Origin of the sequence: Vibrio agarivorans (assembly GCF_030409635.1) — a bacterium.
Taxonomy (GTDB): domain Bacteria; phylum Pseudomonadota; class Gammaproteobacteria; order Enterobacterales; family Vibrionaceae; genus Vibrio; species Vibrio agarivorans.
In genome coordinates this window covers 232,348-254,518 of sequence record NZ_JAUFQF010000002.1, presented here as the reverse complement: position 1 = coordinate 254,518, position 22,171 = coordinate 232,348, and the positions used below count along the sequence as shown (strand labels likewise).

The following is a 22,171-nucleotide window of genomic DNA, read 5'->3' as shown; positions in this document are numbered from 1 at the left end:
GATTTTTATAACCTTGGTCACAAATATTTATCGAGCCATCACTTTTGTGCTAATAAGCAGTGCAATCGATTTCAATAATAGTGAACAAATGACTACATTTTGTGACCAAGCCCACAGATATGGGGCGTAGTTGTACCAGATGTACGAATTGCGAGCGAAAACGAGGGTTGGATCAATGCCATTCGCGTTTTTCTTTCAGTAACATGACGATACCCAGTCATACCATCCTACTTTTAGGCACGTATGACGAATAAATAGAGACACCGTTAACGGTGCATTGGATAAATCAGGGTAAGAATAAGATGTGGATACCATCAAAGTTAACTCGCCCGGGCCGATTACATAACGCGATTCTACGCCCACGAGTTTTAGACTTGCTGCAAGAAGCTAACTGCTACAAATTAGTACTGTTCCGTTCGCCAGCTGGCTACGGTAAAACCACAATGGCAGCTCAGTGGCTAGCAGATAAAACGCATGTCGGTTGGTATAGCGTAGATGAGAGTGATAACGACCCATTTCGCTTTATTAACTATTTTTTGCAAGCGCTGAACAAAGCGACAGATAACTGCTGTCCAAATGCTCAAAAACTGGCTGAGAAGCGCCAGTTCTCATCATTGCATTCACTATTTGGTGAAGTCTTCACTGAGCTTTCTGACTTTTATCAAGAGAGCTACATTGTTATCGATGACTACCATCTCATTAATGATGACGAAATTCATGAAGCGATGCGCTTTTTCCTTAAACATATGCCTGACAATCTCACGCTAGTGGTCACAAGCCGATCTGCACCGCCATTGGGCACCGCTAACCTGCGCGTTCGTGACCTGATGATTGAGATTGGCAACGAGCTGCTCGCATTTGATACTGAAGAGACGACACGTTTCTTCAATCAGCGAGTAGATGATGGCATTGACGATCAAACTGCGAATAGCCTTCGCACCTATGTGGAAGGCTGGCCATCTGCGCTGCAGTTGATCGCTTTACAAGCTCAGCACCAACAGCGTACCTTAGTACAATCGGCTGAGTCAGTTTCACAATTCAATCACGCCCATCTTTGGGACTATCTGATTGAGGAAGTTTTCGATCTTCTTGATCAAGAGACACGCCAGTTCTTGTTGGAATGTTCTGTACTGGATCACTTCAACGATACCCTCGTCTGCACCTTGACTAAGCGCGAAGACGCACTAAGCATGCTTGAGTCTCTCAATCGCTATGGTTTGTTTGTCTACCCTCTTGAGGGAGAGCACAACTGGTATCGCTTCCATAATCTGTTTGCAGAGTTTCTTGCTCACGAGCGTCAAGCACGGATCCCACAAAAAGAGGGAGAGTTACACCAAGCAGCGGCGCAAGCTTGGCTAGAACAAGGTATGCCTCATCGCGCCCTCAGCCATGCTCAAATGTCGAATGATACTGAGCTAATGGCAGGTATTCTGCGTGAGCACGGATGGAAGATGTTCAACCAAGGCGAGCTAGAGTCCCTTGAAAAAGCGATCAGCAGCCTATCGCCAGAGCAGCTTTACACAGTACCGAAACTCGTGATGCTGCAAGCGTGGGTTGAGCAGAGTCTCAATGGCTATAACAAGGTAGGTGACATGCTCACCACCGCGATTGAGCACATGGAAGAGTACGATGTCACTCTATCCTCCAAAGAGCAAGGTGAGCTTAATGCACTAAAAGCACAGGTAGCGATTAACCAAAACCAGCCTGAGCAAGCACTTGAGCTGGCGGAACTGGCGCTCAGTCAACTTGATCACACGGTATATCGTAGCCGCATTGTCGCCACGTCTGTTGTCGGCGAAGTCAACCACGTACTTGGCCATCTCAGTCGTGCGCTGCCGATGATGCAACAAACAGAGAAGCTTGCTCGTCAATATCAGGTTTACCATCAAGCGTTGTGGGCAATGCTGCAACAGAGCGAGATCTTAATTGCTCAAGGTTACGTTCAAGCGGCCTACGAAGTACAAGACAACGCCTTTAAGCTCATTGAGGAGCATCAACTTCAGCAATTGCCAATGAATGAGTTCTTGCTGCGTATCCGCTCACAGCTGTTGTGGTGCTGGAATCGATTGGATGAAGCTGAGGTGTGTGCTTACCAAGGGATTGAAGTACTTGGCAACGACAGTGACCCACGTCACCTTCATTCCTACTCTATGCTGGCACGCATCGCGATTGGTCGTGGTGAGCTTGATAAGGCAGCTAAGTTCATCAAGCAAATCGAGCACATGATGAAGCAATCCACCTACCACGTTGATTGGACGGCGAATGCCTCACTCTCCTTACTGCTCTTCTGGCAGGCGCGTGGTGACAGTGGTGCGATCCAGCAGTGGCTAGAGACTGCTACTCGCCCAGATAAAGCGTGTAACCACTTTACTCAGTTACAGTGGCGCAATATCGTACGCGCCTACATTAACTTAGGTGAGTTTGAGCAAGCACAAGAGACGCTTAGCTTCCTGCAGCAAGAGGCAGATAAGCATCAGCTAGTGACGGATACGAACCGTAACCTAATTGTCGAAACTATTTTGCTTGCGAGCAAAGGTGAAGACGATGAAGCACGAGCGAAGCTCAAGTACGCCTTAGAGATGACCAACCAAACCGGTATTTTGGGTAACTTCCTTGTTGATGGCAGCAAAATTGGCCACCTGCTTGAAAAACTGACCCACAAGACCGAACTTGGGGATCTTGAGCGTCACCGAGCGCAGCAGCTGATGAAAGACATCTCAACCACGCAGCGCAGTCGCTCAGTACACTTTGATGAAGAGTTTGTTGAGAAGCTGGTCAATCACCCAAATATTCCTGAACTAGTGCGCACCAGCCCTCTCACGCAGCGAGAGTGGCAAGTACTTGGCCTGATCTACTCTGGGTTTAGTAACGAGCAGATTGCGCAAGAGCTGGATGTCGCAGGTACAACGATTAAAACCCATATTCGCAACTTGTATCAAAAGCTCAACATCGCCAACCGCAAAGAGGCAATCCGCACGGCAGAAAACCTACTGCAGTTAATGGGCTATTAGAGATAGCGAAGCGAAAAATAGAAAGAGCGCCTGCGTTACTCGCTGGCGCTCTTTTTTTCGTTCATTTTTAAGATGAGATCATGAAAGACCCAAAACGCTGAAGACTAAGTCAAAGTCGCTTTGGTTCAGCTTGTTTAGGCTTCTCACATTTACAGTGTAAAACTGTTTACTGCTCTTGGCGCAATGCGCGAATTAATACCGATGTATCCATTCGGTTGTCACCTTGCGAACTCAGCTGACGATACTGCGCAATCACTTTTTCCGTCAGAGGTAATGTGACGCCTTGGCGCTCTGCTTCATCAAGACAAAAACCAAGATCTTTGATCATCCAATCAATCGCAAAGCCAAAATCGAACTTATCTTGCGACATGGTGACACCGCGATTCTCCATTTGCCAAGAGCCCGCCGCGCCATGCTTTAAGCAGTCAACGACAGTCGCGATATCTAAACCTGATTTTTCCGCTAACAAAAGCCCTTCCGACAAGCCAGATAATACACCACCAATACAAATTTGATTGACCATCTTGGCGCGCTGTCCCTGCCCTACCGCACCCATCAACACCGACGACTTACCGTAAGCAGAAAAAACCGGTTGCAGTTCATCAAACAACGCTTGGTCGCCACCACACATAATCGTCAGAACGCCATTCTCCGCACCGGCTTGGCCTCCTGAGACTGGTGCATCCATAAATCGAATAGAATGGCTCTGAGCCGCTTGTGAGAGCTCTTCCGCTAGGCTGGCAGACGTCGTTGTATGATCAACAAGAATTGCCCCCGCTTTCATGGAGTGAAGCGCCCCACTTTTACTTGTGGTCATGCTACGAACATCATCGTCATTGCCGACACACAGCAACACCACGTCGGCTTCACACACTGCCTCTTGTACCGTTGAGGCCACGTGGCCAGAAAATGCTTCTCCCCACGCAACTGCTTTTGCGTGAGTGCGGTTAAATACTGTCACATCAAAGCCCGCTTTGGTGAGGTGCCCTGCCATAGGGAATCCCATGACACCTAAGCCAAGAAAAGTAACTTTCATTGCCAATCCTTTCATCGTCGATTTGTTTACAACACGTTAGCGCTATTGAGCAGCGATGTCACTGCCTAGACGCACTGTTGAGATATTATTGGTCAAGAGACGCATAATAAAATGCCCGCACAAGCAAGGCGCTTGTGCGGGCATTTTTGATACCAGATTAACTTATCATACGCGATTCACTGTCAAAGACAGCCCGCAATGATTAAAGCTCAGCGTTATGATAAACCTGTTGAACGTCATCACAGTCGTCAAGCATGTCCAGGAACTTCTGGAACTTCTCAGCATCTTCACCAGCTACTGGCGTGTGAGTCTGAGGAACAAACGTGATCTCTTCGACATCAAGAGTCACATCTGGGAATGCCGCGTTCAGTGCAGTTTTAGTTTTGAAGAACTCTGTGGTTGGAGCGAACACAGTGATCACACCGTCTTCTAGCTCAACGTCAGTCACATCAACGTCTTCCATCATCAGAGCTTCAAGTACCACTTCATCATCTTCGCCCTTAAACTGGAATACCGCTTGGTGAGCAAACATGTGAGAAACCGAACCTTCTACACCAATTTTCGCGCCTGTTTTTACAAAGCATTGGCGAACATCTTGGAATGTACGGTTGCCGTTATCAGTCAGACAGTCAACGATCACGCTAGTGCCACCTGGGCCAAAGCCTTCGTAGCGCGCTGGTTGGTAATCTTCACCACCGCCACCGCTCGCTTTGTCTAGTGCCTTATCAATAACGTGTGCTGGAACTTGGTCTTTCTTCGCCTTTGCAATTAGGTGCTTAAGCGATAGGTTCATATCAGGATCAGAACCGCCATTTTTTGCACAAACGTAAATCTCTTTACCGTACTTAGAATAAACTTTAATTTTTGCGCCTGCAGTTTTCGCCATTGAGGCTTTGCGCACTTCAAAACTTCTTCCCATCGGGATGTTCTCTCTAGTGTTTCGATTTTTAACGGCAAAGATTTTAGCAAAACCATTGCCCTTTTCAATTAACTAAACCGTTTAGTTCGGTGTTCTTTGACCAATAACAACCCTTACAGACCCATCATCTGACGATATTTCATCACTGATGCTTGAAACGTCTCTTGCTCTGCAGGATCGGTCAATTTGTCCAACTGGTTTTGAACTTCCTCGAAGGTTCCTTTGCCATTTTTGACTTTCCAAACGATAAACGAAGCTTGCTTGTCCAGCTCAATAACATTTTTTGCGCTGGCGTCTAAAAGTGACAAATTATGAGACATTTCGGGTTACTCGCACTGACAAGTTGGTACATAAGGCACACAGTATACACGGAAGTGAACCAAAGGTGTGAGTTTGAAATCTAGGCGGTAGTCTCCATACAGCGATTACTGAAGGGGCACTACAAAAACAATAAGGGTGACGTGAACGCCACCCTCGAAAGATTAATGGATCAAACCTAACTCTCTCGCCTCTTCCATTGTGAGGCCGCTCTCTCTAATTTCCTTGAGCATTTCGATACGACGACGAGCTTCCGCACATTTCACCTGCTTGGTTGGCTGAACATCGTCAGGCATGTTGTCGTGATCCCATTTATGAGTGATGGTTGACATTTCATCATGGTCAATAGAATTAATGGACATTGTTTCCTCCTGATAAAACCATGTTTCAACACCTAATCAGTAGCAAATGACGATTCCCTTGTTAAGATTTTCTCTCTCTTTCTGTGACTGAGATTACGCTTCCAAAACTCAACTGACAATTCACTCAATATTGCTTTGCGTTGGGTCAATTTCACGATTACATTTACGAAAATACGCTGTTTGTTTTATCATCAGCGCTGTGTCACATTTTCTCGCTCCAACGCCTTCAAATCGCGCTCTCTACTCACTACGAACTACTACGCATATTCACCCTCGACTAGCGGTGCGTTAACTCTCGTTCGGAAAGATGATCAAGGTAAGTCACAAAATAACGAAAGCATGATCAAGGAGAATACGATCTCGTCATTGAATCTACGAAGGCACAACAAGAGTAATAACAATTACAGCAAAGTGGCAGGAATGCCATGGGGAGGGAAAACACGAGACAAAAAAATGCGAGCTCCTAAGAACTCGCGAACTATTCAGAATGAATGTAACAATATGAGCCAATCTAATTTCATCAGAAAGGACAAAAGGTTGTCTATTCGCTTTCTATACTAGGAGGCAGCCGGTGTCGTAATGTCAGTTAAATGTCAGAGAAATGCACGAAAACGGTTGTTTTTATCGCCAAGTGTAAACAGTCATTTCAAACATTAAACGCTGTTACACTTGTCACACTCTTTGATTCATACCAACGGCGTTGTTCTCTTAAACGTTGCTTCTCGCAAACAAACATCTAGGCTGACATCTCGTCTAGCGCTCGGAACACGGCTTCATCGAGGTGGCCATCCAATACTTGCTTACATACCTTACGTCGCACAGCAAGACCAGCAATCAAGCGTTCAATCGTCAGGTGCTTAGCGTCAGATTGTTTGTTGTAGAGCTCAACGAGCTGACTCAGCGTTTCATACGGCAATACCTGATCTTTTACCTTTAACCAATCGAGCTTCTCTATGAGCCCCTGACACTCTTCTTTGATCGAAGAGGGTGAATGACCTGTCATAGCCGATAACGCTGCTATACTGCGTTCTAGCGCTTCCTGAGAGGTATATTTAGTTAAGGTAATGGTGATCTCGTCAGCATTGATCTCCACAAGGTGCTTACGCTGCTTAACACGTCGCCCCAATTTGCCCTTGCTTGCGCCTGTTTTTCGTTGAATCGGCTCAAACTCACCATCAATCACGGTTGAAAGCTCATCCAACTGTTGCTTCGTCACCATTTCGTTGCGTAGCGGGTTAGGCAGAGTTGGCGCCATATTACGCTTCCCTGCATTGGTGGTGCGGGCACGACAGAATCTCAATACTTCTTCGACATCACATTTAATATCGACTTGATAGTCGATCACCTTGTCGTTTTCATTGATCGTCTCGATCGTCAGATGGTAACCCCACAAATTCACTAAGAAATGATCGTCGCTCCCCTCCCCTTTTGACAACTTCTTAAGTTCACGGATCAAATCCATTGAGAACCGGCGCCACTCAATATTGCGCGCCAACTTCTGATTGAGCTCACTCAAAAGCATGGTGTCGGTATGACGACGGGACATGCGGCTGCGGAAGTAGGAGTATAACTGAAACACCAAGGTATGCTGTTTCAGCACTTCTGGTGGGAACAAGAAGAAATAATCTCGGGTCATGAGCTCTTCGTAAAACGACGGCTCCCAAACCAAAATATATAAGTTCGGCTTGATACGAATCTCACCATCCGCATTTTCCGTTGGTGCTTCTTCTGACGCGGTTATGGTTCGAGCAAGGAAGCGGAAGCGGTCACTTTTAAAGCCCTCGGGCATGTTTTCACTTAACCAACGGCCAGTAAGCTCATGCAATTGAAAGTCGGTAAATTCAATACGATCGATACTGTCACGAATAGAGTCGCGCGCTGGTCCACTGTCTTTTTTGCCGCGCAACGAGAGAATATCCGTAATGTAGAGCGGTGTTTTGTTTGGGGCTGCAACGCCATGTAGTTGATATGCCTCGCGGTGGTGATCATGATACTGAACCGTCAACGTAAACAACGCAAACAAGGTCATGAGATCATCAACCGTCATGATATTTTTTGATGATCGTGTCTCGATCACAGCGCGAGTACCAGAGATCGAAACCATCGATTTTTGGTAGTTTTTGCGTGTACGTGGTGGAGCTAACGCTTGATCAATGATGCCGGCCCAATTGGTTGGTGATACCACAAATTGGTCTGCCTCATCTTTCATGGCTGGTGGCGTATTGAGTCCATGTTCGGTGAGTAACCGACGATTAACTTGCGTTTGGGCCAACGCTTTCGAGCGCTTCTGTTTTTCTGTTTGTTTTGCGGTTTCAGTCACCAAGCTTGTACTGCCAAGCGCTGATATCAGTAAGTTGGGGTTCACAAAGCGATGCAGCATTGTTTTACCCGCTAAGCCTTCTTCGAATTTGACTCGATGTTGAGTAAATAAACCTATGCTCACTGCAGCACGAAGGCGTTGTTGTATTGCCGCTCTTGTTAACACGCCTTCAGTCGCATCGATAAGTTCAGTTGTAGAAACATAGCCATCTTTGCTGCGCATCCCCTGGAGCGCGATGAGATTAAGAAGTTCAACAATACTTTTGGTGACACCTTTAAAGTGTGGGTATTGTTCGATCCATTCAATGGCGGATTCTGATACTTGAAAAAGGTGACCACCTTTGTGCGTGCGCGGGAGTTTGATCAATATTTTATCGTCAGTGCTCATAGTATCAGACTATCTTTATCCGTAAGTTTGCCATAGTTCCGTGAGGATAAAGAAATTTGGATCATAAATAAAGAAAAATCTTGTTGTTTTATAAACTGATCTTTTTGATACCTTTGATATATATTGATTAATATGATCTTATGATCTGGCTGTTTTTTCTGTTGTAAGGTATTGATTTTAAGCGACATTGTTCAATCACCTTTCGGAACTATGATCAAGTATTCCCTGAAAGCGTGATCATCACCCACCCGCAACGATGATCAAACGTAGACGCAAGCATGATCATGATGCCACAGGAAACATGATCAATGAGTATAGAAAGCATGATCATCATTGTTTCACAAGTTATCCACAGAGGTCGGTCGCCAATAAGTCAATTGTTTGGCATTGGTGATTTAAAAAAGAGCAATAGTAGTGATATTTTTGCACCGGATCTCTTTTCATAACCACGAAACGATGATCAAGGCACGTAAGATAGAGCTATTTTTTCCCTTTTAACAACCGAACTGTTCCCATGTGGATCACGCTTACATGTGTACTGAGCTTCAACAGTGCCGCTGAGCTTCTCGAAAACATGATCAAGGTATGCGATGTTATGCTTCCTCAACCACTTCGATTGCCATTATTGCTTTGGATTGGACGCGTTTTTCAAACAAACCCAGTATTGACAAGCATTCTTCCGTAATTTGGCCAGAGATTTACATGCTTCCGAGAGTGATTCTACCCTTGATCATTGATCCGTTAGAAGATCGTGATCATGGGATAATTTAAACCCTTTAAGGATGTTAGCTAGATTGACATTGTGCGGCTCAACTCCCTTGATCATTGTTCCATCATATAGATTTTTGAACGAAAGCATGATCAAGGTAACTCCTTGATCATGCTTTCAGAGGCTTCGGTGTGATTCACCGTTCCTTTCAGTGCTAAATATAGATAGGCACTCCCGCTAAAACTAATATTACCGCAGGGATTATTTTTTGGCGTGAAGCGTTTTGGGTGTAGAAGCTACGCGTGATGGTCATGTTAGAGACCCGTTTGTTTGTAATGAGCGCTAAGTGATTATCCAAATCGTTAATCAAACAGAGTCAAAAGTGCAAGCGCCGTAATTTAGCGGTTGATTGGAATCGTTCCGAAGGTTAATGCTTACATGAGTCGTTTACATTGTAAATAAGTGATGCTGTAACATTTTAAAAGTAGTTGTGTTTTGAGGATTGAGTATCGATAAAAAACCGATTGAAAAATTATATTTTGAGCTGAAAAAATCATCGTGTTCATAATTAAACCAATGTGACATTAAATTAATGTGATTTCTGCCACAATCAATTTGTACACCTTTTAATTGATTGTATTCTATTTCGCTGTACAATAGGCAAAGTATAATCTTACGGAAGCTTGGCGATGAAAAGAGAACAAACGATCGAGAATTTGTATGAACTGGCTGAACAAACCCAACAGGTTCAGGCAGATCGTATTGAGATAATTTTGGAAGAGCGTAGTGACGATCATTTTCCTCCGATGTCAAAGGCATTGATGGAAACGCGCTCTGGCTTAACCCGACGCAAACTGGACGATGCGATTTCTAAGCTAGAAGCTGACGGTCATCAGTTCACGAAAAACAATGCAAATCACTATTCTATCTCTCTCCAAGAAGCACATATGCTGATGGATGCTGCCGGTGTCGCTAAGTTTCATGAACGTAAGAAAAGCCAGGATAACAAGCCTTGGATTATCAACGTTCAAAACCAGAAGGGTGGTACAGGCAAGTCAATGACAGCGGTTCATTTGGCTGCGTGCTTGGCGCTGAATTTAGATAAGCGCTACCGCATCTGTCTTATTGACTTGGACCCACAAGGCTCACTGCGACTGTTCCTTAATCCAGAAATTAGTGTTGCGGAACACGACAATATCTATTCTGCAGTTGATATCATGTTGGATAACGTCCCTGAAGAGACAGAAGTTGATATCGAATTTTTACGTAAATCAGTATTGTTGCCAACACAATATCCAAACTTAAAGACGGTTTCGGCATTCCCTGAAGATGCGATGTTTAATGCTGAGGCGTGGCAAAGTCTGTCTCAAAACCAGTCTTTGGATATCGTTAAACTGCTAAAAGAGAAGCTGATCGATAAGATTGCTGACGATTTTGATGTCATCATGATTGATACTGGTCCACACGTTGACCCGCTAGTATGGAATGCGATGTATGCCTCAAACGCATTGTTGATTCCTTGTGCCGCAAAGCGTCTTGACTGGGCATCGACGGTGAACTTCTTCCAGCATCTTCCTACGGTCTATGAGATGTTCCCTGAAGATTGGAATGGCCTTGAGTTTGTTCGTCTTATGCCAACCATGTTTGAAGACGATAACAAGAAGCAGGTTTCTGTGCTTACCGAGATGAACTATCTGCTTGGTGATCAGGTGATGATGGCCACCATCCCACGCAGCCGCGCCTTTGAAACCTGTGCTGATACGTATAGTACGGTCTTTGATTTAACAACCGGCGATTTTGAAGGTGGTAAGAAAACACTTGCGGTTGCTCAAGATGCGGTTCAAAAGAGCGCATTAGAGCTCGAGCGTGTTCTTCACGGTCACTGGTCTTCACTGAACAAGGGGTAATGAAACATGGCAATTAAAACTTCAGATCTCAATGCAAAATTGTTCGGTAAAGCGAATAAACGCCGAGCAACAACACCACAAGAAGCGCAAGCGGCCGCGAAAGAACAAGCACAAGTCATCGAACTCTCTGTTGCTGGCGAAGAGCTGGTGTCATTTGAGTTGATGCGTATTCCTGCTGATCAAGTAGAAACTCAAACGGTTGTGTTTAGCGAAAATGCGCGTGAACAATCGTTCCTTAACGAACACGCGCTTTCTGATGTGCTGACGACTTTGCGTGAACGTGGACAGCAATACCCAGCCGTTGGTCGACGTAACGAAGACGGAAAAATCGAGGTGCTTGATGGTAGTCGCCGTCGCATGTCGTGTATTCTGGCAGGCAAAGAGTTCTTAGTTTACGTCGCTGAAGGCATCAATGAGCATCACGCAAAGTTCTTGTCTGATGTGGCTAACGCGCACAAGCCACTCTCTTTGTATGAAAAGGGTAAAGAGATGCAAGCGAAACTGCAAAGCGGTGAAGCGGAAGACCAAAAAGCGCTTGCGAAAATTTTCCAGTGCAGTGAAGCGTTAGTCAGTGGTGCATTAAAAGCCGCTGATTTGCCTCTCGAATTGCTACAAGCATATCCAAATGTAGCCGAGCTTGGCCGCCCAACTATTGTTAAGCTTCACAAGCAATACAACGAAATGAGTGGCGAAAAACAGCAGCAATTGCTCGACAAGTGTCATGCTGATGGCCAACAAGTTTGGCAACGCAGTGAAGCACAAGGCGTGGCGCGCTTAACAAAAGAGGTCTCTGAGACGATTGAGGCGTGGATTGCTGATCTGAACCCGACACAAAAGCCTGGCAGCAAGAAGGTGGATCTGGTTAAAGGTAAGGTCTCATATTCACGTAAGGGCAACGCTGTGTCTTTGAATATGAAGAAAGTCGATGATGACACGCTGAATGATATCCTCGCTTTTATCGAGAGTAAGTTCTAATTTGAGTGATTGATAAAGAAAGCCGCGAAAGCGGCTTTTTTTGTGCCTTGCTTAAGGTAAACTTTGCTTAAGTTATTTGAGGCTTTGCTATTCCATGTCTAAATCTGATTTACCTGTCGCGACACTCATGGCTCAACTTGAAACTGCTCATCATCGCCTAGGTTTCTATCTTTGTGGTTCAGTGGTATGGGCTGATCGGGTGGTGCAGTCATTTAGTGACTATTTTTCCTCTCCACGTATCGCATTTCTTGGCGGAGTAGGGGATGAGGCACATCGCTGCATTCATTTCAAAAAAGGCGAGCAGTTGCTGGGACAAGAGCTCGACCTTCTTGTCGTCGACTTTTCTTCTGGCTTTGATGCCAATAGTTTCACTGCCGCATTAGGCGCTCTTGTTGGTGGGGGAGTGCTGATAGTCAGGCCTTGGCAAAGCGATCAAACAAATCCAGCGCAGCAATGGTTAGCTCAATGTTTAAATCAACTAATCGTCCTCGATGAGTCGCAACCCTGTTCTCTACCACACTATCAAGTCGATAGTAGCGATAGCACAGCTTCAATGTTTGAGGAACAAAATGAGGCGATTGAGCGCTTAGTTAATGTTGTAGAAGGTCATCGCAAACGTCCATTTGTCCTTACTGCTGACCGAGGTCGTGGCAAAAGCAGCGCATTAGGTATTGCGGCTGCGAGATTAATGGCTTCTCGTCAAATCCGTATAGCAGTGACAGCACCGCAATTGAAATCAGTTCAGCCAGTGTTTTCACATGCTCAGCAGCAACTCGATATAACCGCCGAAAACAAAGGTCGACTTGAGTTCGGTGCTTCCTCACTAGAATTCATCGCTCCAGATGAGCTTCTGCGGACTAGCAAAGAATTTGATTTTGTCATGGTCGATGAGGCTGCCGCAATTCCCTTGCCGCTGCTTGAGGCTATGGTTACGAGATTTCACCGCCTTGCTTTCTCTAGTACCGTTCATGGTTATGAGGGCTCAGGTAGAGGCTTCACACTTAAGTTTGTCGATTGGCTTAAAAAAACGCGCAGTGGCATGCGTCAAATGCATCTTACCCAGCCTATTCGGTGGCAGTGCAATGACCCATTAGAATCTTGGGCTTTTGCTAGTTTTCTATTGGATGCTGAGTCACAACAAGTCGACGTCGACTCAGATACCTGCCCTGATGATTTACTCTTCTCGTCACACTCGCCAACTGAACTGCTCGCGAACAAGCACTTGTTACGTCAGGCGTTTGCTTTGTTAGTCAATGCTCATTACCAAACGACACCGAACGACTTGTTTAGCTTGCTTGGCGATAAACAGAGTCAACTCTATACATTGCACAACAAGCAACAACTGGTGGGTTGTCTATTAACGGTCAAAGAAGGAGAGTTGAGTGAGGAGTTGATTACAGATATTGCCCTCGGCCGTCGACGGCCAAAAGGTCAGTTAGTGTGTGCCTCTTTGATTACGCACCTAGGTATGCATGAGTTTGGCTTGCACATGAGTGAACGAGTGATGCGAATTGCTGTTCAGCCGCAGTGGCAGGGAAGGGGGTTGGGCTCTTTGATGATCGAACAATTAAGCCAGATAACTGAAGCTGGGGCTCTCACCACCAGCTTTGGTATGACTAACGAGTTAGTACGTTTTTGGCAGGCTAATCAGTTTCAGCCATTAAAGCTAGGCAGCGCCAGAGATGCCGCAAGTGGTACCTATTCTTTAATTATGGCCAGAGCATTGTCTTTGTCGTCTGCTATCAGAACGGATTACTATCCAAGACAAGCCCCTGATTGGATGCTTGACCGAGGTGAGTATCTTGCTCCCGATCTGATTCGTGAACTCATGCCGCTAACTAAGCACAGCACGGTTGCTACAGATCGTCAACTTGTTACCAACTTCGCCAATGGTGGAAGCAACATCGAATCGTGTGCGTTTGTTCTGCACGACTGGTTGTCGTCGCTGACTAAACAACAACGCCAGGCGTGCTCAGATTTATTGTTGCTGCACATACTCTGCCGTTTACCTGTGGAAGTATGTTGTCAACGGTTCTCGCTGACTGGTCGCAAACAGTTTGATAAGCAGATTCGCCAAGATGTACTACAACTGCTTCAAGTGAGTTAGAGCAGTGCTGTGATTTACAGTGTAAACGTGGTGGGGGTTTACAGTGTAAATTCAGAGGCTTCAAGTTTTCAATTTGATCAATAATAGGTAAGAGGTTGAAGGACAGAGGTGATTGACATAATTGCCTCTAAAATATTTTTGTGATCTATTGTCACTACAATTATTTCGACGACTATCTTTTTCAACCTTCAACCTTCAACCTTCAACCTTCAACCTTCAACCTTCAACCTTCAACCTTCAACCTTCCCCCTTTACACTGTAAATCCCTCAACCCCCCTCCCTAAACCAAACCGCCAATCTCCCGTCAACGCGTGACGCAGCGCTGACTTTTGTATTAGTAATATGTATATCATCCCGATAAATGATTAATATCTAAGTACTAAATAGAATGATATTGCTCAGTTGTATGTGGACAGATTTTCTCAGTTGGTCAGATGACAAGACACAAGTTATCGCTATGCTTCCCGATGATTCAATGGGAGTGCCAGCGAGTTTTAGCCAGCAAGGTTTAGACGATGCGCTTAGCCAAATTGATGCCGCGAGTTTGCGCATTGATGAAGCTGGCGTGCAGAGTTTTATCAACTTCGCTAAAGAAGACAAGAAGGAAGCTCGCGCTGGAATCTCAATTGCTCAGCGTGTTGATGCTACGCTTGAGGTTTCTTTTACCCAAGACTGTCAAATCGCGAGTTTGATTTGTACTGGAGCTTACGGCGGTGAGGCTCTAACACCACAGAAAATGATTGAAGTGATTCAGTTTGCTGGCGTTAAGAAAGGGATCAATAAAACGGCGCTCAAGAAGTTACTGCTAAAGAGTGCTCAGTTGAAACCCGGAGAGCAAGTGACTCAGCCTATCGCGCAGGGGCGTTTACCGATTCATGGTAAAGACGCCAAGTTCATTTCCTTGATTCAGCGCAGTAGTAAAAAGACGCCAGAGCAGGAGAACCTTGGAAAAATCGATATGCTTGACCGAGGTGTTGCTCTGACTGTTGAGGTGGGGCAGCCACTAATGAAGCGAGAACCTGCAACGGCCGGTCGCCCAGGCATTACGGTTTTAGGCGATATAATCCAACCAAAACCAGGTAAAAATACCGAGCTAAAAGAGAGTAAAGGCTCACAGTTTAGCAAAAATCACCCGGAGGTGTTGGTCGCCACTAAAGCTGGTTTACCATTGATTCGTGATACCACGGTTGAAGTTGATGATGTCATGAAGGTTGCGACAATTGGTGTCGAGTCTGGGCATGTTCAGTTTAACGGCAGCGTGATCGTATCGGGTAACATAGAATCTGATATGCAGGTCGATGTGACCGGCAACCTCATCGTTGGTGGATTTGTTGAATCAGCTAACATCCGTGCCGGGGGAGATATTACGATCGCTAAAGGCATCATTGGGCATAATGTTTCTGAAGGCGAAGAGAAAAGTTGTCGTGTGTCTTGTGGCGGTTCTGTTACCGCCCACTATGCTCAGTTTTGCCAAGTCAAAGCTGCTCAAGATATTTCATTACAGATCCACTGCTTAAACAGTGATATACAGACTGGCAATGATTTGCTTGTGGTGGATAGAACAGAGCGTCAAGGTACGGTCGGTGGCGGTGTGTTGAACATTGGCAACAAACTGACTTGCGTTAACTTAGGTGTTGAGGGGAATACCGCGACTCACATCATGGCCTTTAGTAATTTTCAGCAGCAGAAAGAGCAGACAGAAACGTTAAAAGCAAACTACAAATTGGCTCAAGAGCGAACCATGGAAGTGATTCGCAAAGAGATGGCCTTTAAGAAGATCCCAAAAGCTGAGAGAACCGAACAAGCAGAGCGTGAATTACAGCAGTTTAAAAATGAGATAGATAACAATCTGGTCGCAGCTAAGAACGCATTGGACTTGCACCAGCTAGAGTTTGAAGACAAGCTCGAGAATAATACCGTTGAGGTTAAGGGAAAGGTTTACTCTCATGTCACGATTCAGTTTGGTGACGAGAAGGTGACAACCTCAAAGGAACATGGCGCGAGTATATTCAGCTTCAACCAATACAAAATTAAGCGCACTTCTCCGTTTAGTGAAGCGATATAACGGCTTAATCAAGAACGAGTCACACAGAAACTAAAAAACGCCCTAATGGGCGTTTTTTGTTGGGTTAAGAAATGACTATTTCTTATTGTTGCTGCTCTCTTTAGTGCAGTCTTTCCAGTATTGAATACGAATGCGATGCAGTTGTGCGCGTCTCATTTTCTTCATCATGTCCTCCTGACATAGGGTTGATGCCTTTTATTATTTTTGGCACCTAATTTATTTACTCTTCGAATTTAATCGTAATCGAAGGATGTTTCCGCGATTTAGTTCACGTTTTCGCTATATACGTTTCTCTTTTCTCAATTGAAAGAGTTAACTATCGACCTCGGTCGAGTCTCTATATTCACTCGCCAAATTGACAATTCTGTGACAGATTAGAGAAACAAACATGAACGGTAGCAAGAGCTGCTACAGTAGTGAGACCAAGAAAACTCGGTTTGGTTCAAACAACAATAATCAGCCCGGTGAATTGAGATGAGACTCAAGGCTGAGCAACAACGTTAGTAAATGGAATAACAATGAACAATAAAATAGCGGTCGCAATTGTTGGTGCGGGAATTGTCTCTGGGTGTAGCGTTAGCCCTGAGTATGATAAGTCAGTTGGCGAACAGAACTCTAAAATGGTTGAAGCACAAATGGGGCTCTACCAAAAACATCAGTTAGATGAGTATGTCGATCAAGTCGGGCAACGTCTAGTGGCTCAACTTGAGAATCCCGAGTTCGAGTTCTCTTTTCATATTGTTGATGACACAACACCGAATGCCTTTGCACTGCCGGGCGGGTATATCTACATTTCTCGTGGATTACTCGCTTTGATGAATAACGAAGATGAATTGGCCTGTGTATTAGCACACGAGATTATTCACGTCACTGAGCGTCACTCCGTAAAGCAGATGAAGCGTAGCATTCTTCCGGGTTTAACTCAGGTGCCGGGCAATATCGTCGGTAGTGTCATCAGTGAAGATCTCGGGGCGTTGATTAACGCACCTTTGGCTGTCGGCAGCGGCCTATTTATGGCGAGTTATAGCCGAGGTCATGAAACGCAATCCGATGAGTTGGGTGTCAGACTGGCAGTGAAGGCGGGGTATAATCCGTATGCGATGGGGGTCATTTTGACTCGCCTCAATGAAGCGGTCGAGTTTACTACTCAGCAGCAGGCACAAAAAAGTTATTTTGATAGCCACCCGTACACCCCAGAGCGCGTAGAACACGTGAACCAATGGGCGACACAGTTCTCCAATGCATTCGCTCCGCCTGCTGACGGTGAGTTTGTTCAGGAGCTTGATGGGCTGCTGTTAGGTAGTAACCCTGATAAAGGTGTGTTCGTCGAAGATGACTATTTGCATCCGCAGTTGGGCTTTAGTATGCACTTTCCAGCTGAGTGGCAAAAAGTCAATCAGCCGAATGCGGTGGCAGCGGCCAACAAGGCACAAACCGGAATGGTCGCGCTGACGTTAGTCAACGCTGATTACAACGCCGAGCAGGTGTCTCAGCAGTTTTCTCAATACATGCAGCAGCGTTTTGATTATAAAGTTGAAATCTCTCAGTATAAGAACGACTGGGGAACGCAAACTTATCACGCGCAAGTGAGAGATCAGAAAGAAGGCAAGCCAGTTTTCCTTGATCAGTATTGGTTAGATGTCGACGAGCTGACTTACCAAATCATGAGTGTTAGCCAGTCGGATACGGTCGTTGCCACAGGCGAGAGTGCCTTGAGCTTTAAACCGATCACCGATAAACAGCGTCAATCCATCAAGCAGCGAGAGATGATGATTGTCAAAGTTCAACAAGGCGAGAATATCTCACAACTCTTAAAGCGTGTTGATTCTCCAATGCAGACCAAAGGTGTTGAGATTCTTAATGGCTTGGCCTCTGTCGATGACATCGAAGCGGGGGATAGCCTTAAAGTGATCATCAAAGCGCCATACACCTCAAACCAATAGCTAAGATTACACTTCTTGCATTTACACTGTAAAAAGGGCCTTTCCATTTGACTGGAAAGGCCCTTTTGTATTTTTTGCCTCAATTTCTTGCGAAAAAGCTATCGCAACGAGCATTCAAGCGGAGTGAATCTTTTAGCCTTGAAGGGCATCTTTGTCCTCTTCATCCGTTCCGATAAAGCCACCCGTTTGATGTGCCCAGAGATGAGCATAGATTCCACCGTGTTTGAGTAGCTCTTGGTGAGAGCCTTGTTCAACAATTTCGCCTTTATCGAGCACGATAAGTCGGTCCATCGCAGCGATGGTGGACAGTCGGTGAGCGATGGCTATCACTGTTTTACCCACCATTAGTTCGTCTAAACTTTCTTGAATGGCGGCTTCCACTTCAGAGTCAAGGGCGGAGGTCGCTTCATCAAGTACCAGTATCGGTGCGTTTTTCAAGAGAACACGCGAAATGGCAATACGTTGTCGTTGACCTCCAGAGAGTTTGACACCTCGTTCACCGACTTGCGCGTCATAACCCACATTGCCAAACGGGTCTGTTAAGGTTTGGATAAACTCATCGGCGTGCGCTTGTTGGGTAGCATTAAACAGGTCTTCTTCGCTCGCTGCTGGGTTACTGTATAAAATATTATCGCGAATAGAACGGTGCAGTAGGGAAGTGTCTTGTGTCACCATACCAATGTTGGCACGCAGCGAGTCTTGCGTGACCTCGGTGATCGCTTGGCCATCAATCTTTATTTGACCAGCTTCAACATCATGAAAGCGCAGCAATAAGTTGACTAAGGTTGATTTACCCGCGCCGGAACGCCCTACCAAGCCAACTTTTTCACCAGGCTTAATGGCAAGGTTAAGGTGATTGATCACGCCCTTGTTTTCGCCATAGTGAAAGCTCACGTTATCAAAGGTAATTTCGCCACGTTCAACCGAAAGAGGCTGCGCATTTGGTTTGTCTTCAATTGCGATCGGCTTAGAGAGGGTTTTCATCCCATCAACAACTGTACCCATATTTTCAAATAGCGAGCTTACCTCCCACATGATCCACTTTGACATGCCGTTGATCCGAAGCGCAAGAGCGATGGCAATCGCAATCGAGCCGACGGTAATGGCATTATTCATCCACAAGTAAATCGAAATCGCACCGATAGAAAACACCAACAGATAATTAGTCAGCTCCACCAGCACGTCAAAGCCTGTGACTAGGCGCATTTGTTGATAAACAGTTTTCAAGAAGCCTTGCATCCCTTTTTGGGCATACTCGGTCTCTCGGTCGGTATGAGAAAATAGTTTAACTGTCGCGATATTGGTATAGCTGTCGACAATACGCCCGGTCATCGTCGAGCGAGCATCTGCTTGATCAGAAGCGACTTTCTTGAGTTTGGGGACATAGTAAAGCTGAATTGAGATGTACGAAGCCAGCCAAAGCAGCATAGGGATCATCAGTCGAACATCAGCTTGAGCCAATAAGACAACAATTGAAGTGAAATACACACTCACATAGACGAATACATCCATTGTCTTCATAACGGTTTCACGCACGGCGAGCGAGGTTTGCATCACTTTAGTTGCCACACGCCCTGCAAAGTCATCTTGGTAAAATGTCACGCTTTGCTTAAGCAGATAACGGTGAGCTAGCCAACGAATCGACATTGGGTAGTTACCGAGTAGCGTTTGATGGACCAACAACGAATAGATCACCACTAAAATAGGCATCACTACTAGTAACAGCACTGAATACCCGATCAGTTGCGATCCGTTTTCTTGCCAGAAAGTGGCAGGATCACTGTTGGATAACCAATCGACTAAGTTACCCATCGCGCCAAATAGAGAGACTTCAACCACAGCCACAACGAGCGACATCAGTGACATCAATAGTAAAGGGACTTCGAATCCGCGCGTATAGTGGCGACAAAACGCGAAAATACCATTTGGTGGCGGCTGAGGGGAGTCATCGGGAAAAGGTTGGGTAAAGCTTTCAAACTTTTTAAACATATTGCTTCCTAGCAAGGGGATAACAAAGAAGCGGCTCACAGGAACGTAGGGGAATGCCTTAGTACTGGCAGGGTTGAGTCTATGGTTAATTCCTATAGCAACTTCAGGTTCTTAGACCGTTACCATCATCATATACCCATAATCCATTGATGACTAACCCACTATAGGGTAGAGGCTTAGGTTAGACCTCAAGGCCACCGATGAAGATAGGACATAGAGGTATTTTCGCAAAAATGTTTACTGAATTTTCATTGAAATGCAGTAAAAATTACTGAATTCAAACCTATTATTCATTTAACTCGGAAAATTCAGCCACAACAAGCTGTTTACAATTGGCCAATAGCAAGGAAAGCGAACTGACTCGCAAAAATAGTGGGATGGATTATGCGTGTAAACCAATCGGCTGTTTCAGCCATCGATTCTCGTCAAAATGCCAATTGTGTGGTGATGGTGCCGCCAAAAGAGTTTCAGTTTAATCAGGAAACGGCATCAGACAACGAATTTCAAATTGCAGTGACATTAACGCCAGAACAGGTCACTGAACGAGTGATGAGGGAATATCGCACCATGGTTACTGGCCTACGAGCCAATGGTGTCCAAGTCATAGAGTTTGATTATCCACTGGCTGATAGCGCGACACCGGATGCTGTCTTTCCCAATAATTGGTTCAACACGCAGCCAAACGGCCACATCGCCACCTTTCCTATGGCGTGTAAAAATCGTCAATCAGAAGTCCGCGTTGATGCGCTGCTTAGCACGCTGGAGCTGCAAGGTCGCAAGGCGACTCATGTTGAGGATCTCACTCATTGGTTGCCGCGAAAGCAATATTTGGAAAGCACGGGTGTGATGGTGATGGATCATCTGGGCAAATGCATCTATGCCGCCTTATCACAACGGTGTGACCGAGAGGTGCTTGATAGCTATGCGCTAAGTCAAGGCTATGAGGTTGTCGCGTTCTCTACTGAGCTATCTTCTGGTTCAAGTATCTACCACACCAATGTGATGATGTCGGTGGGTGAAAGCTTTGCGGTTATCTGTGATGAAGTGATCCCTGAGTTTGAGCGTCGCATGGTGCTGAAGTCGTTAGCAAAAACCAAGCAGGTTATCTCAATCACTCAACAGCAGATGAGTCAGTTTTGTGGCAACCTTCTTCAGTTAGAGAACGCTCGCGGAGAGAAGTGTATTGCGATGTCGCAAAGTGCTTATGATGCATTTACGTCAGTGCAGAAATCTCAACTCTCTACACATGGCAAGTTGCTTGCCTTTGATGTCTCTACGATTGAAACCATTGGCGGGGGGAGTGTGCGATGTATGCTGGCTGAAGTATTTCTTCCTCAGTCATAGAGAGCAATAGTAAGTTGGGCGACAGAGAGGCTTTCAGCTTCTCTGTCGCTAGCTGCCGTTATTTATTTTTATATACGGAACCTTCTTTGCGCTCGCACTCTGTAATAGGCATAGTGCCAATAAATTCTCCCGACACATAGCAAGGTACGGTAGGAATGCCGGTCGAGCCTCTGCCTGCCATAGAAGAAGCAAATGAGAGGGTTGATACAGCGAGTAGCAGCATAGTGAGTATGATTTTCATCTTGTTATCCTTATCGTTTGAAGCAAGGCTTCAATAAATTGGGGGTACAGTATGTGTGATTAAGGTCACATTAGTAGGTATATGTGAGCAAAAATCAGTGTCAAATACTGCGCGCAAAAAGGATAAAAATTCCGATTTATCATTCTCAAAAGAGAGGCATTTTGTGCAACAGTTACATCGAGTGCATACATTTTCGTAGATATTGAGGTAAAATCACCGCTCAATCGTCGAGATTAAGGTCAAATGAGCTTCCCTGAACTGCAACGTCAACTTGCCTCCCTCCCTAACATCGAAGCTCTGTTTGAGTATTTCGAGGTAGAGGTCAATCGACAATTTCTCTATCAGAATCAAAGTGCCATTCTTAAACGCTTTAATGGCTATCTTTTGCTGCAAAAGCCTGAAGATTGGTTTGCTGCGCGTCGCGCTCTACGCACAGCCTTTTGTAAAATCCATCGTGGTCAACTCGATACTCAGACACGCTCAGCTTGTAGAGGCTGCACATCCTGCTTACGTCGCTAGTAATTTACATTGTAAAAGC

The 22,171-nt window shown here is 45.4% G+C and carries 15 protein-coding genes; 8 read left to right on the top strand and 7 right to left on the bottom strand.

Annotation, left to right across the window (positions count from 1 at the left end):
• Positions 1–302 precede the first annotated feature (302 nt).
• Positions 303–3,011, top strand: a complete 2,709-nt coding sequence (gene malT, locus QWZ05_RS06680) for an HTH-type transcriptional regulator MalT (RefSeq protein ID WP_264876149.1) — start codon at positions 303–305, stop codon at positions 3,009–3,011.
• Positions 3,012–3,177: 166 nt separating this feature from the next.
• Here the strand turns inward: malT and QWZ05_RS06675 are convergent, their stop codons facing one another.
• From QWZ05_RS06675 to QWZ05_RS06655, 5 genes are all read right to left on the bottom strand, one after another.
• Positions 3,178–4,047: an NAD(P)-dependent oxidoreductase gene (locus tag QWZ05_RS06675; protein WP_290297450.1), complete on the bottom strand. Its 870-nt coding sequence runs from the start codon at positions 4,045–4,047 to the stop codon at positions 3,178–3,180.
• A 202-nt stretch (positions 4,048–4,249) separates the two neighbouring features.
• The gene (locus tag QWZ05_RS06670) at positions 4,250–4,966 is read right to left on the bottom strand and encodes a YebC/PmpR family DNA-binding transcriptional regulator (RefSeq protein WP_264876147.1); all 717 of its coding nucleotides are present in this window, start codon (positions 4,964–4,966) and stop codon (positions 4,250–4,252) included.
• A 113-nt stretch (positions 4,967–5,079) separates the two neighbouring features.
• Entirely contained in the window at positions 5,080–5,286 is a 207-nt protein-coding gene (locus QWZ05_RS06665) for a DUF3283 family protein (protein WP_264876146.1), read from the bottom strand.
• 162 nt (positions 5,287–5,448) lie between these two features.
• Positions 5,449–5,646, bottom strand: coding sequence for a hypothetical protein (locus QWZ05_RS06660; protein WP_264876145.1), 198 nt, complete (start codon positions 5,644–5,646; stop codon positions 5,449–5,451).
• A 736-nt stretch (positions 5,647–6,382) separates the two neighbouring features.
• On the bottom strand, positions 6,383–8,353 hold the full coding sequence (locus QWZ05_RS06655; RefSeq protein WP_264876144.1) for a replication initiator protein RctB domain-containing protein: 1,971 nt from the start codon (positions 8,351–8,353) through the stop codon (positions 6,383–6,385).
• 1,398 nt (positions 8,354–9,751) lie between these two features.
• On the opposite strand from QWZ05_RS06655, the gene QWZ05_RS06650 reads away from it, so the two are divergent.
• From QWZ05_RS06650 to QWZ05_RS06630, 5 genes are all read left to right on the top strand, one after another.
• A complete protein-coding gene (locus QWZ05_RS06650) occupies positions 9,752–10,969 on the top strand; it encodes a ParA family protein (RefSeq protein WP_264876143.1) in 1,218 nt (405 codons plus the stop codon).
• A 6-nt stretch (positions 10,970–10,975) separates the two neighbouring features.
• Positions 10,976–11,944 carry a ParB/RepB/Spo0J family partition protein gene (locus QWZ05_RS06645; RefSeq protein WP_264876142.1) on the top strand — a complete coding sequence of 323 codons (969 nt, stop codon included), beginning with the start codon at positions 10,976–10,978 and terminating at the stop codon, positions 11,942–11,944.
• A 94-nt stretch (positions 11,945–12,038) separates the two neighbouring features.
• Positions 12,039–14,051: a tRNA(Met) cytidine acetyltransferase TmcA domain-containing protein gene (locus QWZ05_RS06640; protein WP_264876141.1), complete on the top strand. Its 2,013-nt coding sequence runs from the start codon at positions 12,039–12,041 to the stop codon at positions 14,049–14,051.
• A gap of 406 nt (positions 14,052–14,457) precedes the next feature.
• On the top strand, positions 14,458–16,116 hold the full coding sequence (locus tag QWZ05_RS06635) for a flagellar assembly protein A (RefSeq protein ID WP_290297446.1): 1,659 nt from the start codon (positions 14,458–14,460) through the stop codon (positions 16,114–16,116).
• Between the two features lie 518 nt (positions 16,117–16,634).
• Positions 16,635–18,059, top strand: a complete 1,425-nt coding sequence (locus QWZ05_RS06630; protein WP_290297443.1) for a M48 family metalloprotease — start codon at positions 16,635–16,637, stop codon at positions 18,057–18,059.
• Positions 18,060–18,191: 132 nt separating this feature from the next.
• On the opposite strand, the gene QWZ05_RS06625 is transcribed toward QWZ05_RS06630, so the two are convergent.
• A complete protein-coding gene (locus QWZ05_RS06625; protein WP_264876137.1) occupies positions 18,192–20,048 on the bottom strand; it encodes an ABC transporter ATP-binding protein in 1,857 nt (618 codons plus the stop codon).
• A 384-nt stretch (positions 20,049–20,432) separates the two neighbouring features.
• Between QWZ05_RS06625 and QWZ05_RS06620 the strand changes: the two genes are divergently transcribed.
• Positions 20,433–21,392, top strand: coding sequence for an arginine deiminase-related protein (locus QWZ05_RS06620; RefSeq protein ID WP_290297442.1), 960 nt, complete (start codon positions 20,433–20,435; stop codon positions 21,390–21,392).
• 58 nt (positions 21,393–21,450) lie between these two features.
• Here the strand turns inward: QWZ05_RS06620 and QWZ05_RS06615 are convergent, their stop codons facing one another.
• Complete coding sequence (locus QWZ05_RS06615) at positions 21,451–21,633, bottom strand: hypothetical protein (protein WP_264876135.1); 183 nt, start codon at positions 21,631–21,633, stop codon at positions 21,451–21,453.
• A 243-nt stretch (positions 21,634–21,876) separates the two neighbouring features.
• Between QWZ05_RS06615 and QWZ05_RS06610 the strand changes: the two genes are divergently transcribed.
• Entirely contained in the window at positions 21,877–22,152 is a 276-nt protein-coding gene (locus tag QWZ05_RS06610; RefSeq protein ID WP_264876134.1) for a nitrogenase-stabilizing/protective protein NifW, read from the top strand.
• Positions 22,153–22,171 lie beyond the last annotated feature (19 nt).

What these genes read in the sequence shown, in the direction of transcription:
- QWZ05_RS06635 (WP_290297446.1), top strand. Translation starts at nt 14,458, where the DNA reads ATGTGGACAGATTTTCTCAGTTGGTCAGATGACAAGACACAAGTTATC.
- QWZ05_RS06670 (WP_264876147.1), bottom strand. Translation starts at nt 4,966, where the DNA reads ATGGGAAGAAGTTTTGAAGTGCGCAAAGCCTCAATGGCGAAAACTGCA.
- QWZ05_RS06615 (WP_264876135.1), bottom strand. Translation starts at nt 21,633, where the DNA reads ATGAAAATCATACTCACTATGCTGCTACTCGCTGTATCAACCCTCTCA.
- QWZ05_RS06610 (WP_264876134.1), top strand. Translation starts at nt 21,877, where the DNA reads ATGAGCTTCCCTGAACTGCAACGTCAACTTGCCTCCCTCCCTAACATC.
- malT (WP_264876149.1), top strand. Translation starts at nt 303, where the DNA reads ATGTGGATACCATCAAAGTTAACTCGCCCGGGCCGATTACATAACGCG.
- QWZ05_RS06675 (WP_290297450.1), bottom strand. Translation starts at nt 4,047, where the DNA reads ATGAAAGTTACTTTTCTTGGCTTAGGTGTCATGGGATTCCCTATGGCA.
- QWZ05_RS06650 (WP_264876143.1), top strand. Translation starts at nt 9,752, where the DNA reads ATGAAAAGAGAACAAACGATCGAGAATTTGTATGAACTGGCTGAACAA.
- QWZ05_RS06665 (WP_264876146.1), bottom strand. Translation starts at nt 5,286, where the DNA reads ATGTCTCATAATTTGTCACTTTTAGACGCCAGCGCAAAAAATGTTATT.
- QWZ05_RS06630 (WP_290297443.1), top strand. Translation starts at nt 16,635, where the DNA reads ATGAACAATAAAATAGCGGTCGCAATTGTTGGTGCGGGAATTGTCTCT.
- QWZ05_RS06640 (WP_264876141.1), top strand. Translation starts at nt 12,039, where the DNA reads ATGTCTAAATCTGATTTACCTGTCGCGACACTCATGGCTCAACTTGAA.
- QWZ05_RS06645 (WP_264876142.1), top strand. Translation starts at nt 10,976, where the DNA reads ATGGCAATTAAAACTTCAGATCTCAATGCAAAATTGTTCGGTAAAGCG.
- QWZ05_RS06625 (WP_264876137.1), bottom strand. Translation starts at nt 20,048, where the DNA reads ATGTTTAAAAAGTTTGAAAGCTTTACCCAACCTTTTCCCGATGACTCC.
- QWZ05_RS06660 (WP_264876145.1), bottom strand. Translation starts at nt 5,646, where the DNA reads ATGTCCATTAATTCTATTGACCATGATGAAATGTCAACCATCACTCAT.
- QWZ05_RS06655 (WP_264876144.1), bottom strand. Translation starts at nt 8,353, where the DNA reads ATGAGCACTGACGATAAAATATTGATCAAACTCCCGCGCACGCACAAA.
- QWZ05_RS06620 (WP_290297442.1), top strand. Translation starts at nt 20,433, where the DNA reads ATGCGTGTAAACCAATCGGCTGTTTCAGCCATCGATTCTCGTCAAAAT.